Genomic DNA, 19,482 nt, shown 5'->3' with positions numbered 1-19,482 from the left:
TTACATTAAAAGTTTTTCAAAAACGTATCAAGATTTTGATCTATTTTTAATTTCTTTTTTAATCGATATCGACTTTGACGCACAGAGTTCCTATCTATATGTTGTAATATTGCAATTTTTTCATTATCAAATCCTAAGCGAATCATTGTGCATAATTTTATTTCGGTCTTAGTAAGGTTATTGTATTGTTTTTTTAATTTCACGTAAAACTCAATATCATGAAAATACTTTATGTATTCATCAAACTTAATTTTGCTGTTAATTTCCTCTTCCAGAATGTGTAAGGATTTGATTTTTGCTCTCCCTCTTTGTATTCTTGCTTTTTTGATCTGCTCAAAAAAATTTTGAATCCATTCTTTGTTTTGAGAGATATTGATCGCAAAATCAATAAGATCTCTTTTCTTTTTTTTTGCTTTTTTTTGTAATACTTCATTCTGTAAATCTAATGACATAGCATTATGCTCAGCTATTTGTTTGTCTTGACTATATAAAAGCTTTCTCCTTTTATATGCATTAGATACAAATCCTAACGTTACAGCACTAATTACTAATATCAGCACTACAAGTAATAGCTTTACTTTTTTTCTCTGAATTATTAGATGCTGTTCTAACTCCTCTAATTCAACATCTTCTTTCATTTTTTCAATAGCCATGTTTTTTAATGAAGTACTCCATAAACCTATTCTTGTTTTTTTAGCCCTATCCATACTGTCCAATAAATCCTTGCTTTTAAGAATATATTCATACGCTTTTTTGTATGTTCCTTTTAGTAAATACAAGTTTTTTTTGGTTTGTAAATACTTATAGGTATTTTTTCCTTGTTCTGGGAATTTGTGCAAGGTTAACAACTCAGATACACTGTCTAACATACTTTCGGCTACTTTGATTTCTTCCAGTTTAATAGCCATTTCAGCGACTTGGATACCAGAACGTGTCCACATGTAATAATCGAAGGGGGTTGAATTGTCTTTGGACTTAAAAAAAGTAAAATTCTCATTATATAATGCTTTAGCCTTTTTTAATTGATTAAGTCTAGCATAAACATTGGCAATATTTTCTCTAATTTTCGTTCGAAAAGACCAAAGCTCAGGTTTTTTAATCGTAGTGATTTCTTTTTGTGCTTTTCCAAAATAATACATTGCAGAATCATATTGTTTTAGAGTCTCCGAAAAATAAACTCCCATATTGCTTAATGCTGAGACCTTTAATATTTTCCTTTCTGCGTATTCATTACTAAATTGTGTGCTTCTGTTATGCATCGTATATACGCTATCTACCTGATTCAAATCAAGGTAATTGTCAGCCAATTCTCCGTAAATTAGAAATGCATCTCCAATTATTTTTTTTACATCAGCATTCTTTAATTTAGAGAAGTAATAAATAGACTTATAAAAATTTGTATTCGATTCATTTAGTATTTTTAATTCTTTAAATAATTGTCCTTGTCGTTTATAAAAATTGAACTTTAAAACTTCATTTCCCTTTATAGAAGAAAGAATATCTAATTGTTGATAATACAAGACAATGGTCTTTTCTATTTTTTCTGCATCGAAAAATTCTATGTTGGGATCCAGATAATACCCTTTTGACACACTATCCAGTTCATGAAATCTTTTTAAAAGTTCTTCTTGATTATGATATTGTTGCGCATTAACTGTACTCAAACAAAAATTCCATAAGATGAAAAAATGAAATAAAAAGGTTAATATTTTCACCAATTGTTTTCTTATATGAGCTTTTAACAATAACGATATTATTGTATTTGTTTTGAGCATAAATTTGAGTCTTACTATGAATACGCCGGTCAATAACAATGACCCATTAAAAAAACTATGACTTTAGTCATTTTCTTTTTCCTGCAAGGATATTCGGTCTAGATAAAATCTCTTTATCAATAATTCATAATATTGATTATTACAGCTTTAGTTTTAAGTAATAAAAACCTCCCGATATTGATATTATAACCTCTTATAAACCATCGGGAGGCCATCGTCAATAGATCTTAGATCTAACACACTTATGAAAAAAAGCTAGTGTCTATTTCTACTTTTTGCATATATTTCTTTTGATTTCCTTGATATACTTATTACTTGATTATTATAAATTCACTTCTACGATTGCTTTCGTGTTCTTTATCACTACAAGATACCTCATTATTACATTTATTTACTAAAGAAGTTTCACCATATCCCCGACCTGTAATCCTGGATTTGTTTACACCTCCTTTTTCTACAATATATTTGATCGTACTTCTGGCCCTTCTTTCACTCAAATACATATTATAATTATCATCTGCACGACTATCGGTATGAGATCGTATATCAATTTTAAGATTAGGGTTTTGTTGTAATGTTTTTATGATCTTTTGTAATTCTATTTCTGCATCTGGTCGGATGTCCGACTTATCCAAATCAAAATATATCGGTTGTAACTGTAATAATTTTGCTAAATCATCTCCGGGTTTTACTTCTCCACTTCCCAAACCTCCTTTACCAAGTTGTAAGGGGAGTTGATGTGAGTACTCGGGGGTATAATTAGTAGATAAGGTTGCTTCAGTAGGGCCATATAATCTTTTTGTACCACGAACAATATATGAAACTTCACAATCCAACTCAAATCTATACATTCCATTATTATCTGTAATGGTTCTTTGTAACTCCTGATTATTAGCGTCCATTAATATAACATCTGCATTTGATAATTTTTTCCGGGAAACAGCATCTGTTATAGTTCCGGTAACATATTGCTTACATTTTGTAATTAATTCATCTGTTTGTTTAAACCTATAAATATCATCACTCCCCTTACCTCCTTTTCTATTACTGGAAAAATACCCTATTTTGGTTGATTCATCGAGTACAAACGTAAAATCATCTTCCGGGCCATTAACAGGCTTTCCTACGTTATACGGGATAGAATATATATTAAAATGTTCTGGTACAGACACAAATATATCTAACCCTCCCAAGCCTATGTGTCCATCGCTCGAAAAATAAAGTCTCCCTGAATCACTTATATAAGGAAAAGTTTCTCTCCCTTCCGTATTAATTCTATCTCCAAGGTTTTTCGGTCTACCAAACGTTCCGTCTTCATGTATATTTACCACGTACAAATCAGATTCTCCTCTTGTACCGGGCATATCACTGGCAAAATAAAGTTTTTTCCCATCTGCACTTAAAGCAGGATGAGCAACAGAGTATTCATTACTATTAAAAGGTAGTTCTTCTATGTTTGTCCATTTTTCATCTTGCAAGGTTGCTTTATAGAGTTTTAATAAAATAGTTCCATTTTCATCTGCCCCTAATTTTTTATCTGTAAAATTGTTCCTTGTAAAATATACTGTCTTTCCATCTTTACTAAAAGAAGTAGAAGATTCATGAAAACGGGTATTGATTTTACCTTTTAACCTGTTAGGGGTCGTTAAAACCCTAAACTCACCTAACATATCTGATGAGAACAAATCAAGAAATGGCATCTCATTCCATTCATGGATCCTTTTCATTATACTGTTTTTTCCCGTACGAGCTGAAGCAAATATTAATTGGCCCTGATGATTAAAACTTGGGGCATAATCAGAGAATCTGGAATTAATGTAAAGACGTTGTATTTTATACCTCCCTGATTGCATCTCGATAAACTTTAAATAATCTCTTGTATTTACAAAAAACTCTGCTCGTTGATCATTTCCTGATAGGGAGTTGAATTTTTCCATAACTTCATCCGCTTTATCATAATGTTCAAGGCTTTTCAAGCTCTGAGAATATCTAAATAAATATTCTGGCTCTATTTCATTTTCATAATTAGTAACCAATTTTTCATACCACGGTACAGCTTTTTCAAGTTCTGCATTAAAATAATAAGAGTCGGCCAGTTTTTTTAATAAATCTGAAGATTCGTATCCACTTTCTGCTACATTAAGATAAATCTCTCTGGCATCTACAAAAGCAAATTGAGTAAAGTTTTCATCTGCCTTTGCTAAACGTTTATCTTGCCCAAAGACCATACTCGACAGAAGTATGCTTAAAAAAAATGATAAGGAGTATTTATGCAACATAATATTCTCTTTTTATATTTAATCTCCAGTAATATGTTTTAATTTAGAACTTGTCACCAGAATAATAATTTCAATAGCTTTAGCAACTAGGCATTTTGCTAAAAAAACCTAGGGGTTAACATTCGATTATATTTTCTAAATAATTCAAATCGTAGCATTACTTCATAACTACCATTGTTAAATTGTGTCCTTCCTAATTCTGTGGTTTCTCTATCATATGCAAAACCAATCATCATAGAATCTGACACCTGAAACCCTGCCATAGCACTTATTGCCGCACTCCAACGATAGGCGGCTCCCAAAGTCAACCTGTCATATAACAAAAAATTAGCTGAAATATCAACCTGTAAAGGAGCTCCAAATACAAGCTTAGTCAATACTGCTGGTTTGAATTTTACATTTTCACTTACATCAAATACATAGCCTCCTATTAGGTAATAGTTGATTCTTTCTTCTGCCAGAAAACTAACCGCATCACTATCGCTACTGGTAGCAGTTTCATCAAAATGGTCTGTTTCTAATAGATTTGGAGCACTTAACCCTAAATACAGTCGGTCTGTATGATAATATATTCCTACTCCTACTTGAGGACTAAATTTGTTATCGATATTTCTTTCAAAAAGCGCATCGTTATCATTAAATCGGCTCAGGCTTTGCAAATCTACATTTAACAGGTGTCCACCTCCTTTTAGTCCAAAACTTAACTTTCCTTCGTCAGATGTAGGAATGGTATATGAAAAATCAATACCAATATAGGTTTCATCGGTTGGTCCTATTTCATCATTAACAACAGAAAGTCCAAGGCCTACTCGATTATTCTCACCAATAGGAGTATTCAATGTTAATGTTTGTGTCCTCGGGGCTCCATCTAAACCAACCCATTGACTACGATGTAATCCCATGATACTCATTACTCCCCTGCTACCAGCATATGCTGGGTTTACACTTATTGTATTGAACATATATTGGGTGTATTGAGCATCTTGCTGAGCATTACTTTGATAAAATACAAGACTCAAAAGTGTGACAACTAGTAATGTATATGTTTTTTTCATCCGCTCTAGTTTAACTATGATTAAACATTCCCGCAGTGATATTACATCTGCGGAAATGTTATTTTGTTTATTATTTATTAATATATAAGTATCCTGCTCTGTTTTTACGTTCTCCTGAAGGAAGTACATACTCCAGAACATAATAATACGTACCTACCGGAAGCTCATCTCTTTCTTCTACTGTGGTTCTTCCTTCAGAAATACCTCTGAAGAATTTACCATCTCGACCATAATTATTGGCTTCATAAACTTTTACTCCCCAACGGTTATAAATTTCTACTGTATTTTCAAGGTTTTGTATTCCTTGAATCACAAATACATCGTTTATACCATCTCCGTTAGGTGTAATACCTGTGTATATGGTAATTCCATCTTCTCCACCAGGATTATCATCATTAGGTTCTAAATAATCCGGTGTACCATCACCATCAGTATCTACAGCATCTTCGGGATCACCATCACCATTTGGGTCAGGAGATTCATCTTCTGTTTCAATACCATCTCCATCATCATCAGTATCCAGATAATCTGGAATACCATCGCCATCGGTATCTGTATCTCCAGGATCATCATCTCCATCATAATTTTCTTCTGCTGTATCGACTCCGTCGCCATCATCATCAATATCTCGATAATCCGGTTCTTCGTCTCCATCTGTATTGTTAAGGTCTGTTTCAGGATCAGTATCTACGATATCTCCATTTGGATCTCCATAACTTGTAGTATCTCCATCATATGCATCATCAATTCCATCATTATCTACATCTTCACCACTTGGTAATGTATCTGCTACTCCATCATTATCATAATCAAATGCTTCTACTGAATCTGGTATTCCATCTTCATCACTGTCTTCATCAATATAATCCGGAATACCATCACCATCTGTATCTTCAGGAGTTACTCCTTCATCACCAGTTCCTTCATAAGCATCATCTAGTCCATCACCATCACTATCATTTCCAGTAGGAAGAATATATCCATCAGTTGTTTGTCCTTCTACATTATCCGGAATTCCATCATTGTCACTATCCTGATCAAAAGAATCTGGTATTCCATCTCCATCCATATCAACATTTCCTTCTACAGTATCAAGGATTCCATCATTGTCATCATCAATATCTACACTATCTGATATTCCATCATTGTCATTATCTCCATCTATATCTATTGTTTCTTCCAGATCATCTTCAATAATATCTAGATCTGTTTGATCTAGTACTATGTCAGTAATTACATTTGTAATACTCGTATCTGCAGTTCCCTGATCGACAGAGAAAGTAATCGTAAGCATTCGAAGTTCTCCTGCCGGTATCGTACCTATAGTCCATACACCAGTAACAGTATCATAAGTACCTTGATCTGGCATATCAAAAACATACGTTATTCCTGTTGGTAATTGATCTGTAATTGCCACATTGGTTGCTTGTGCTGGACCAGAATTAGCAACGGTTATACTATATGTATAGGTACCTCCAAGAACATAAGGTCCAGGTTCTATAATTGTCTTAGAAACGACCAAATCAATCTCTCCAACCACGTTAATCTCTTCCTCAAGGTCATTATTGGTCAGATCAGGATCCGTCTGATCCATAGTAAAGGTGATTACATTGTTAATAGTAGTTCCGCTGGTTCCGGGATCAACAGTCACAGTAATTGTTAATATTGCTGTAGCACCTGCGTCTAATGTTCCTATAGCCCAATCTCCGGTTGCATTATTATAAGTTCCTATACTAGGAATATCTGATACATATGTAATTCCTGCTGGTAATGGATCATTTACAATCAACTGAGTTGCTTGTTCTGTACCATCGTTTCTTACAACAATTGTATAATTGATCGTATCACCTTCGTTTGGATTATTATCATCAACTGTTTTGCTAATTACTAAATCAGCGACATTGGTAACTGTAATTACTTCTTCCAGATCATTATTTGAGGTATCAGGATCATTTTGATCTGAAGTAATACTGATAGTATTTGTAATCGTATCTCCACTGGTACCTGCATCGACACTAACCTGAATATCTAAAGTAGCTGTAGCACCATTGTTTAAAGTACCTACATTCCAAACTCCAGATGCAGGAGCATAGATACCTTGACTTGGAGTATCATTCACATAAGTTATTCCTGCAGGAAGTAGGTCGTTCACTATCAAATTAGTTGCTTGAGCAACACCATTATTAGTCACTGTAATTGTATAAGTAATTATTTCTCCTTCGCTAGGTGTATTATTACTTACCGTTTTACTCACTGCAAGATCCGAATCATTATTTACTACAATATCTTCACTTGGATCATCAGTAGTTGTATTATTATCTATCTGATCTAAGTTAACGGCGGTAACTGTATTGGTGATCATATCTCCACTAGTTCCTGCATCAACCGTAGCTTCGATTACTAAATTCACAGAAGTCGTACTGTTGATCGTACCTATCGTCCAAACTCCGGTACCATCATCATAGGTACCCTGACTTGGGGTATCATTTACATACGTAACTCCTGCTGGTAGTACATCAGTAATTGATACTGTAGTAGCCTGGGCTGGACCATTGTTAGTAACTGTAATGGTATAGTTAACGGTACCTCCTTCATCGGGTGTACCATTATCAACTGTCTTGGCAACTACCAAGTCTACTTCGTTGTTTACTATAATGTCTTCACTCAAGTCATCTGCTGTCGTATCATTATCCGTCTGATCTAAGTTGACTGCGGTAACTGTATTGGTGATTGTATCTCCACTGGTACCTACATCAACCGTAGCTTCGATCACTAAGTTCACTGATGCCGTACTGTTGATTGTACCAATCGTCCAAACTCCAGTACCACTTACATAAGTTCCCTGACTTGGGGTGTCACTTACATAGGTAACTCCCGCTGGTAGTATATCAGTAATCGATACCGTGGTAGCCTGGGCTGGTCCATTGTTGGTAACCGTAATGGTATAGTTCACTGTACCTCCTTCATCTGGAGTGGGGTCATCGACCCCTTTTGCAATCACTAAGTCTACTTCGTTGTTTACTACAATATCTTCACTAAGGTCATCTACTGTAGTATCATTATCTGTCTGATCTAAGTTTACGGCGGTAACTGTATTGGTAATTGTATCGCCACTAGTACCTACATCAACTGTAGCTTCGATCACTAAGTTCACCGAGGCCATACTGTTGATCGTACCAATCGTCCAAACTCCAGTACCACTTACATAAGTTCCCTGACTTGGGGTATCACTTACATAAGTAACACCAGCCGGTAATACATCAGTAATCGATACCGTAGTAGCCTGGGCTGGACCGTTATTGGCAACGGTAATCGTATAGTTAATAGTTCCTCCTTCATCAGGGGTACCATTATCAACCGTCTTAGCAACCACTAAGTCTACTTCGTTGTTTACTATAATGTCTTCACTAAGATCATCGGCGGTCGTATCATTATCCGTTTGATCTAAGTTGACCGCGGTAACTGTATTGGTAATCGTATCACTACTCGTACCTGCATCAACGTTTGCTACAATGTTGAGCGTGGCATTAGCTCCAGTATTAATAGTACCAATCGTCCAAGCTCCAGTACCATCATCATACGTACCTTGACTCGAAGTATCACTTACATACGTCACTCCGGCTGGTAGTACATCTGTAATCGATACTGTAGTTGCCTGGGCAGGACCATTATTGGTAACCGTAATAGTGTAAATTACATTGTCGCCCTCATCAGGGGTGCCATCATTTACTATCTTGGAAACAACAAGGTCTACTTCGTTATTTACTACAATGTCTTCACTAAGGTCATCTGGTGTCGTATCATTATCCGTCTGATCTAAGTTAACTGCTGTAACTGTATTGGTAATCGTATCTCCACTGGTACCTACATCAACACTCGCTACAATGTTAAGTATAGCATTTGTTCCATTATTAATTGTACCAATCGTCCAAACTCCTGTAGTAGACACATATGCCCCTGATCCTGTATCAATTACATACGTAACTCCTACCGGTAACAGATCTGTAATTGTCACATTAGTCGCTTGTGCAGGACCATTATTGGTAACGGTAATCGTATAGATTATAGTGTCACCTTCATCAGGGGTACCATCATTTACCGTCTTAGCTACCACAAGATCTACATCATTGTTTACTATAATATCTTCACTCAGATCATCAGCGGTCGTATCATTATCCGTCTGATCTAAGTTAACTGCGGTAACCGTATTGGTGATCGTATCTCCACTCGTGCCCACATCAACCATAGCTTCGATCACTAAGTTTACTGATGCAGTACTGTTGATCGTACCAATCGTCCAAACTCCAGTACCATCATCATACGTACCCTGACTTGGTGTATCACTTACATACGTAACCCCTGCCGGTAAGACATCGGTAATCGATACTGTGGTTGCTTGTGCAGGACCATTATTGGTAACTGTAATGGTATAGTTAACGGTACCTCCTTCATCCGGAGTGCCATCATCAACCGTCTTGGCAACAACCAAGTCTACTTCGTTGTTTACTATAATGTCTTCACTTAAATCATCTGCTGTCGTATCATTATCCGTCTGATCTAAGTTAACTGCGGTAACCGTATTGGTGATCGTATCTCCACTCGTGCCTACATCAACCGTAGCTTCAATCACTAAGTTTACTGATGCAGTACTGTTGATCGTACCAATGGTCCAAACTCCGGTACCATCATCATACGTACCCTGGCTTGGGGTGTCACTTACATACGTAACCCCTGCCGGTAAGACATCGGTAATCGACACTGTGGTTGCTTGAGCAGGACCATTGTTGGTAACGGTAATGGTATAGTTAACGGTACCTCCTTCATCGGGAGTATCATTGTCAACTGTCTTGGCAACCACTAAGTCTACTTCGTTATTTACTACGATATCTTCACTTAAGTCATCAGGTGTGGTATTATTATCCGTCTGATCTAAATTAACCGCGGTAACCGTATTGGTAATCGTATCTCCACTGGTACCTACATCAACACTCGCTACAATGTTGAGCGTGGCATTTGCATCATTATTAATCGTACCAATCGTCCAAACTCCAGTAGCAGAAACATACGCTCCCGATCCGGTATCACTCACATATGCAACTCCAGTTGGCAACAGATCGGTAATACTAACATTAGTTGCTGCAGGTGCTCCATTATTTGTAACCGTAATAGTGTAGGTTACATTGTCTCCTTCATCGGGTGTAGGATCATTTACCGTTTTAGTTATCACCAGATCCACCTCATCATCGATATCTCTCCAATCTGGTTCTACTGTAGCAGGATTATCTGTATTTGGAAATGGATTTGTTGCTGTTTGTCCACCATTGGTCGAATCCAGTGAATTATTATCAATATCAAAATTATCATCTAAGCCATCAGCATCAATATCTATGTTGGAAGGAATTATATTTGCTACTCCATCATCATTGGTATCATAGGCTTCAATGGTATCCGATTCTCCATCTCCGTCTGAATCTAAATCAATATAATCAGGAATGGTATCAGAATTTGGATTTCCTGCATCTGTATTTACAGGGTTTATAGGAGTTCCACTAAATTCGCATAAAGCAAGAGAGCAATCTGTATCATATCGATCATCGATACCATCATTATCGGTATCGTTCCCGCTAGGAGCTATATACCCCAAAGTAGATTGTGATTCAATATTATCTACAATACCATCATTATCAGCATCAATATCCAAATAATTAGGAGTACCGATACCATCTGTATTCGGATTAGTTAGAGGTGTTCCGGTTGTCACCGTGCCTCCAATATTATCTAGATTATCATCTAAACCATCATTATCAACATCAACCATAGAAGTAGCATCACCAGGAATCGGATAATCCACTTCTCCATCTCCATTACTATCGTCACCACCTGCTTCAATAATATCCACGATTCCATCATTATCACTGTCTTTATCCAAATGATTTGGCACTCCATCTCTATCAAAATCATATACATCAGGTATTCCATCTCCATTAACATCAGAATAATTTGTAGTGGAACTATCTCCTGTACCATCATCGGTAGTATCCAAATAATTCAAAATTCCATCGCCATCTTCATCCAGGAATGGATCAAATCCATTCAATTCTACCAAGTCAGGAATACCGTCATTATCATCGTCAAGATCAACTGTATCTGGAGTACCATCTCCATCATAGTCATCGACATCCAGGTAATCTGGTGTGCCATCATTATCACTGTCTTGTGCGTCATTGGTCAATGGATCTCCATCAGGGTCTGGATTTTCATTGGTAGTCAAAATACCATCGTTATCATCATCGGTATCTCTATAATCTACATCTACTATAGGTGTTGTACTTGCATCACCATCAGTATCTGGTAATTCTATAGCCGGGTTATTCGTTACCTGGTTTCCATTAGGATCTCCATATCCTATGGTGCCGTCAAAAGCATCATCCAGTCCATCAAAATCTGAATCTGAGTCTGTAGCAATTGTTTCGGGTTCTCCATCTGCATCTGTATCGAAAGCTTCAACTGTATCCAATACACCATCTTCATCAGAGTCTGTATCTAAATAATCCGGTATTGTATCTGCTGGTCCATCTGTATTTTGGGGATCGATTCCTGTACCACCATAAGCATTATCAAAACCATTAGTATCTGAAGTTCCGAACGGTGCAATATATCCCACGGTTGGTTGTGCCTCTACATTATCAGGTATACCATCCTGATCACTATCCAGATCTAAGAAATCAAAATTAGCATCAGTTAAATCTGTATTCGCGGTTATATAATTAGCCTGATTACTATCTGGACCCGTTTCGGCATCATCGAAAAGTCCATTAATTCCAACTGTTGTATTTGAAGCGCCATCAATGATACCATCATTATCAGCATCATTAAGGCTTCCTCCATTAATCAATCCTGCTTCGCGGATATCTGCAATACCATCTCCATCTGAATCCAGGTCCAAATAATTTGGAACACCATCATTATCAGCATCTGCTCCATTTAAAATTTCAAGAACAGGACTATTCAACTTAAGTATGGCACATTCTCCAAATTCAAAAAAGAAATTTTTATTTCCAGCCGTTTGGGTTCCAAGCCTAATATCTAACGTATTACCAGTAGTATATCCTAAGAAGAAAATCCCTTGTGGATCTTCTGACCCATCTACAAAATTGGCACCACTAGAAGTAAATCGTTCTATACCTCCTCCAATATTGAAAGCATTAACATTGGTCGGGTTATTTACTGCAAATGTTCCTGGGCTGTCAACTTCAATAATTTCATCACCAGCTCCACCATCAACATCTAAGGCAATTCCTCCATAACGAGGTACTGTAAACTCTGCATTAGTTCCGCCAAAAACAAATCTAAGTTCAAATTTTATAGACTCTGTTGTTCCCGAAGTAGGAAGATTGTTTGCTATGATGGGTTGCCAATTAGCCGGTCTCGATGTATCGTCATCAATATTGATTAACACAGCGTTCGGAGTCTTATCATTAATTGTAAATAAAAGATCAATTCCTCCAGGAATCGGTAATGTTGGTAATACATTTGTTACACGATATATTGCTCCGACTTCTCCATCTATACCCGATTCTAAAACAGCTCCAGAGAATACTGGTGTAGTTCGCAAACAAGGGGTGTTGGGATCTATATCCAATGAATCAGTTAAATCCGGAATACCATCATTATCATCATCGATATCTATACTATCCCCTACACCATCTCCATCTGAATCTATATCTACTTTTAACCTGGCTTGTACTGATGTAACTTCTGCACACAAGAATGCACCATCAGCTATTATCACCCTGTATAAATTATCATTTAATGCGATTGTTGCCCCTGTAATGGTTAATTGATTTGTATCAACACCAGAATATATTCCAGAATTGGTTAATGCTATCCAGGTTGCTCCGTCATCTGTACTTTCCTGCCATTCATATATAAACCAGGCTGGTACTGGTGGTGTTGGAGTACTTAACGCTACAGTAAAGTCTACATTACTTCCTTCTATAATAATCGCATCCGTAAGTTGTGTCCCAATTACAGGAGTAGTACCTGCTTCACGATAATCAGATACACCACTGGTATCTGCATCGTTAGGAGTAGTATATCCATCTGTACCGGAAGTAACCACTCCATTGCCATCGATAGTAAGTTGTGCTTGACTTCCTGTAGGGTTTGAGACTCCATCTCCTAATAACCCATTACTATCATCATCGGTAAAGCCAGCCTCGACAACATCATTACAACCATCATCGTCACTATCTAATTCATAGGCATCGAGTATTGAATCGCCATCAGAATCTGCTGGTGTATAATTAGCTATATCATCATCTGGGGTTACTTCAAGAGCATCAAAGAATCCATTAGTTCCTGAACCAACATCGGCTCCTGCAATTCTTCCATCAGCATCCAAAGTTCGCCCATGTGTCGCTTCTGTCCCATCAAATATCCCATCATTATCAGAATCTAAATCAAGTCTATCAGCAATTCCATCGCCATCTGCATCTCGATCAAAACACACTGCAAATGAGTTCCCTTTAAACAATAACCAGGAATCGAAGAATTGATCTCCGTTATCTGCAATACCTATTTTAATAGTATTGTTCCCCGGATTCAATAACGCTGCAAATCGTAAAGTTCTGGTAAATCCATCAGCTTCAATATTAACTACATTCGGATTAGTTTCGTTGTCAATATAAAATGCGGCTTCATCTCCATTATTTATGGTATCAATACTTAAAGTTTGTCCTCCAGGGGTTAAGGCTACATTATCACCATTCACAAATACTTTGGCTGCATCATTTGCACCTTCATCTACAAAATCATTATATTCTTCTGAAGCAAATACAAACTCCCCGGTAATTACCGTTGTGGCCGCCACATTAATGACAAATTCCAAACTGGCTACATCATCTTCACTCGTAGCTTCATCTGCGAAATCCGAATCCGTTCCTCCTCCTGCTTCACCTGCCCCATTAGTTCCATCACCTAATGCCGGGCCTACAGTTGAAAATGGTGGTGTAGCTTCGTTTTCAAAGAACTGGTTGCTTAAATTATTATCTAAATCCAGAACATTTCCTGTAGAGAAAATAATCCCTGTACTAAACTCTACAAAGGCTCCGGTAGCTCCCCCATTATCAGTAATCTGATCTCCATCATCAAACGTTCCTATTTGTGGTACTAAGCCACTTCCTTCATTAATTGTAGCAGAAATTAAAGTCGCATCCGAATTTTCTCTGAACAAAAAGTTTGCTAAATTCATTGCATTAGTTTCTCGGGTAATTTCGAATGTACTGTCAGCATCATCAGGAAGGGCAATACCAAAGGTACCTCCTCCTATTTCACATTCTTCAGTATCCAGTAATCCATCGTTATCATCATCAATATCAAAACTATCTACTATACCATCACCATCAGAGTCAGCATCAACTAATAAAGCTGCAGAACCTGAGGTACGTGTCGTACAGACATAATTTATGGTGGCTACTACCACCCTATATAAATTCAAGTGTAGTGTTACATCTACAGAATCAATGATCAAAGTGGTGGTGGTAGTTCCTGAATAAATACCACCATCGGTTAAAGGAGCCCAGGTAATACCTCCATCAGTACTTTCTTCCCATCTATAAGATAATGGTGGTGGCCCCACTGCTGTTACAGAAAAGTTAGCAGTAGCCCCTGTAAGTGCACTAAAATTTATCGGCTGACTTGAAATAAAAGGAATTTCTTCCTGAAAATCAAAAGTTCCATTCGCATCTGCATCAGCAACAATGGCTGTATAATCCACTCCATTATTGGTTACAGCACCTGTTACCGGATTTATAGTAATGGTAGTATCATCGCCTATTACTCCAGTATCACCACCATCCTGCATGTCATTTTCATAAGCTTCATTGGCATCACTGCATGAATCACTATCACTATCCAGTTCCTGAGCATCTATAATACCATCGGTATCTGAATCTGTATTAGCTACTAGTAAAACAGCGTTATTAGAATCATCATTTTCTATTCCATTGTATAATCCATTAGCTCCAAAATTGGTAGCTATTCCATCAATACGTCCATTAAAATCAGTATCTGTAGCTTGTGGAGCACCCCCTGTACCTAACTGCCCCCCTTCTATAACATCATAGATACCATCATTATCACTATCAATATCCAAATGATTGGGCACTCCATCATTGTCGGTATCATATACATCCGGAATACCATCTACATTGGTATCGGTATAATCGGTTGTAGAAGCATCTCCTGTATTGCCATCATCAGAAGTATCCTGAAAATTAGGTATCCCATCACCATCTTCATCACCATCTGGAACATTACCATTAGCTTCTACTATATCAAGAATACCATCATTATCATCATCGATATCATTGATATCTGGTATTGTATCTCCATCACCATCGGTTCCAATACTCAATAGTGCATTAGATGATGTTACAGTACTACACACATATGTTAAATCACTTATTTCTACCAGATATAGGAAACTATCATAACTGGCAGGAACATCTGACAATGTCAAAACTTGTGTATTAACACCAGAAATTGTCACTCCATCACCATTCACTCCATTTGACAAGGGTACAAAAGTTGTACCGCCATCTGTACTTTGCAACCATTGATAGGCTATAATCGTTGCAGATCCTGAAACAACAAACGTTGCTGTGCCTCCTGCTCCAATAATCGTATCCTCTGGATTAGTGACTACTGCCGGTGGCGCTCCTAATACTTGTTGATAATCATCGGTTCCGTTCGTATCGCCATCATTTGGGGTCATTGTATAATCTATACCGGACCCTGGAGTAGTTACCACTCCTGTAACCGGGTCTGTTGTTAATGCAGTATCGTCACCAAACACTCCAGTGTCACCTCCATCAATATCAGCATCAGCATAAGCTTCATTTGCATCTGAACAGCCATCTCCATCACTATCTAGATTTAAAAAATCGAATGAATCATCATTAAGCGTATCTGTTGGGGTTAAACCTGTACCTGCTGAAGTTGGTATACCATTAGTTACTGTATTATTACTATTATTATCATCGTCATTAGCACGGCCTTCCTGACCTGTAGCACCACTAAGAGTTCCTCCCGCTTCAACTACATCATAAATACCATCGTTGTCGCTATCTAAATCTAACTGATTAGGTATGCCATCATTATCGGTATCAGTCACAGTGGTAATGGAAATTTCATCGATAAAAAAATCATTTCCTAAGCCAGTAACTCGGGCATTAATTAGTCCGAAATCTAGTGTCGTTTCTGCTCCACTATTCCACACATAAGTATGTGATGTATAATTAGTTGTAGATGACCCTAAGTTTATATTATTATCAATAAACACACCATTTACCTCTACTGACAAAATAGGCGGGTTGATTAAATTTACGAGTCTTATATGAAACGTAATATTATAATCTTGTCCTGGAACCACCTCTATAGGAGTTGGTACTCCCCATACCCTATCTGTAGTAGTGTACGCACCAGCACCTGTATTGTGAAGTAATGCTCTAGAACCATTTATCCCATCAGTCTCACGTAATTGTCCATTAAAAACGCCTGGTTGATAAATTGCAGCAGAAGTATAGTTGTCCCATGTAGTAGTTTCAAAACCTTGATAAAAAATAGTATTTTCAACAGTATCTAATATCCCATCGTTATCATCATCTAAGTCACATCTATCATGTACACCATCTCCATCAGTATCTGGTGTAGAGCTACAATCAATTACGTTTATTGTTTCTTCCAGATCATTACCCGTTAGTATAACATCGTCCTCATTTCCAACTGCTGCAGTTGTTGTATTGGTTATTGCTATTCCTTGTGTTCCCAAATCTACAGTTGCAATAATTTCCAATGTCGCTTCTTCTCCATTCAATAAATCTCCTACAGTCCAGATCCCTGTACCAGAAACATAATCTCCTCCAGCATCATCGCTCACATAGGTGATCCCTGTAGGGAGTATATCTGTTAAACTTATTCCTGTAGCATTAGCAGGGCCATTGTTGGTTACTGTAATCGTATATTCTATGGTTTCACCTTCTATTGGGTCTACAATATTTACAATTTTTGTGGTTACCAGATCAGCATTTGTAACTGCCAGGGTAAATTGTTTATTATTCAATTCTACTCCATTAAAAATCATTGTGTTACCAGAAGCTACTACTCCTATTCCTCCATTTTCTATGACACCATCATCTGCTGCCGAAAAATCACCATTTCCGTTGCTTTCGCTAATTAGATAATAGGTAATGCCATCAATTAGGTTAGTATCTGTAAATTGAATATTTACTAAACCGTTAAAATTGGTATTTTGTGTTTTCCATACACGGTCCCATCGGTTAGTCATCAAGGTGGGTACATCTTCAGCTGTAAAGTCAGTTACATCACCTCCATTGTTTCCCCAGATCAGACCACTTCGATCTTGAGAAAACACAGTAGTCCTTGATGGAGCAAGGTTACTGTTTGTAAAATCATTATCCAATGCCATTGTTATAATAGCATCTGTTTCAATAGACTTCGACACCTTTTGATTAAGTGCTGTAAGGTCGTCTCTAAAGATTCCTGCAACATCGTTATTGTAAAAAGTATTAGCACTGTAATCCCAGATTACTGTCGATCCATCACTCGCTAAATAATCACCTTCTGTTACTCCCGATATTATAGTTTCTCCTACTATACCATTTCCATTTTGGTCATTACTTAGCATGAATCCATATTTTATTGCCAAATACGTTTGTATAGCCAATAAATCTTCACCTTGCTCAATGGTAGGATAAATGACTATCTCGGCCAACATACCATTAAAATTATTACTTCCATCAAATAATCCTCCTATACGATGTTGTGTACTATTAAGAGTTAAATAATTTGGTTCTAAATCAGTTTGCGTTCCCACTTGCTCTCCATTGATATGAATGGTTCTCGTGCCTCGGTCTGGAGGATCAATCATAGGGTCAGGGTCTGTTACTGCTACATAATTATAATCATAATTTACCATTTGGGGAATTGCTGCAGTATATGCTGCTGCTCCAAAAGTATTACTGGTAAAGTCTTGTTTTAATTGTCCTCCTGTTTGCAGTCCGTAAGAGAGTGCCTCATTGATTGTTGTAAAATCATTACCTGCTGAATAAAAATCTGCATTTTGAACTGTGTTACTTATAAATACCGCAGTCACATGATTATCTCCTACACCATTGGGTAATACTGTTGTAAGTGGTGTAAGCGGTGTATTGTTAAAATTTAATGCTGGATTAAAATTTATTAAATTGTCTACATAAGTAGGTGCTGCTGCTACGGGTATAGCATCTATCACATCATCTCCTGTATCTACCCAACGTATTACCGAGTCACCATTTTCGGCAGGGTCGATACCTGTGGGCGATTCCATTGCATACTGATCGGCTCGATACCATAGTAGCCCTAGTTCTGTAACTCCTCCAGGGACACAGCCTTTAACATCACCTACAAAATTGAAGATACCACTATCATCCATTACATCGCGCTCAATTACCGCATTACAAAACTGTAGTCCTGCAGCTCCTATCGTGACATTGCTATTGGTGAAATTTTGTGCATGCCAACCGATCAAGGTATTGTCCCAATTGGTTATTGACATCCCGCTATTGTTAAACATCTCACCACCATTAGTCACGTTGTTCATATCCCAGTTACCCAGATCCTGATCGATCGCATCATTGAGTTCAAACATATTTGCCATGTTGGTTACGTTGGTAGTCACCCAGCCCGTTATATCCGAATTGAAGGCATCGGCATTCCGGAACATCGCAAACATAGAAATGGAGCTGGCATTAAACCTGTTGTTCCATAGTTGCATATTGGTTCCTTGAAAAGCCAAAGCACTATTGAACATAAAGTTAAAATCTGTACAGCTAGTAGGCATCCAGTTGCCTAAATCCGCATTGAAAACAGTCGCGTCACTGAACATCCTGTTCATGGTGGTCACGTTGCTTACGTCCCAATTGCCGATCTCCCGGTTGAAGATGTCATTGAGTTCAAACATACTTGCCATGTTGGTTACGTTGGTAGTCACCCAGCCCGTTATATCCGAATTGAAGGCATCGGCATTCCGGAACATCGCAAACATAGAAATGGAGCTGGCATTAAACCTGTTGTTCCATAGCTGCATATTGGTTCCTTGAAAAGCCAAAGCACTATTGAACATAAAGTTAAAACCTGTACAGCTAGTAGGCATCCAGTTGCCTAAATCTGCATTGAAAACAGTCGCGCCACTGAACATCCTGTTCATGGTGGTCACGTTGCTTACGTCCCAATTGCCGATCTCCCGGTTGAAGATGTCATTGAGTTCAAACATACTTGCCATGTTGGTTACGTTGGTAGTCACCCAGCCCG

The 19,482-nt window shown here is 37.5% G+C and carries 4 protein-coding genes; all 4 read right to left on the bottom strand.

Going from position 1 to position 19,482, the window contains the following annotated elements; genetic code table 11:
• Positions 1-5: 5 nt before the first annotated feature.
• Positions 6-1,775: a helix-turn-helix transcriptional regulator gene (locus QBK95_RS22405; protein WP_280936799.1), complete on the bottom strand. Its 1,770-nt coding sequence runs from the start codon at positions 1,773-1,775 to the stop codon at positions 6-8.
• A gap of 311 nt (positions 1,776-2,086) precedes the next feature.
• The gene (locus tag QBK95_RS22400) at positions 2,087-4,054 is read right to left on the bottom strand and encodes an OmpA family protein (protein WP_280936798.1); all 1,968 of its coding nucleotides are present in this window, start codon (positions 4,052-4,054) and stop codon (positions 2,087-2,089) included.
• 98 nt (positions 4,055-4,152) lie between these two features.
• Positions 4,153-5,109: a PorP/SprF family type IX secretion system membrane protein gene (locus QBK95_RS22395; RefSeq protein WP_280936797.1), complete on the bottom strand. Its 957-nt coding sequence runs from the start codon at positions 5,107-5,109 to the stop codon at positions 4,153-4,155.
• 70 nt (positions 5,110-5,179) lie between these two features.
• Entirely contained in the window at positions 5,180-19,474 is a 14,295-nt protein-coding gene (locus QBK95_RS22390) for a BspA family leucine-rich repeat surface protein (protein ID WP_280936796.1), read from the bottom strand.
• Between the last annotated feature and the right edge of the window lie 8 nt (positions 19,475-19,482).

Origin of the sequence: Aquimarina mycalae (assembly GCF_029906345.1) — a bacterium.
Lineage (GTDB): Bacteria > Bacteroidota > Bacteroidia > Flavobacteriales > Flavobacteriaceae > Aquimarina.
The sequence above is the reverse complement of the archived record's forward strand: the minus strand, read 5'-3'. Positions and strand labels throughout refer to the sequence as shown.

Excerpts from the sequence above, each read along its gene's own strand:
- QBK95_RS22405 (WP_280936799.1), bottom strand. The coding sequence starts at position 1,775 with ATGCTCAAAACAAATACAATAATATCGTTATTGTTAAAAGCTCATATA.
- QBK95_RS22400 (WP_280936798.1), bottom strand. The coding sequence starts at position 4,054 with ATGTTGCATAAATACTCCTTATCATTTTTTTTAAGCATACTTCTGTCG.
- QBK95_RS22395 (WP_280936797.1), bottom strand. The coding sequence starts at position 5,109 with ATGAAAAAAACATATACATTACTAGTTGTCACACTTTTGAGTCTTGTA.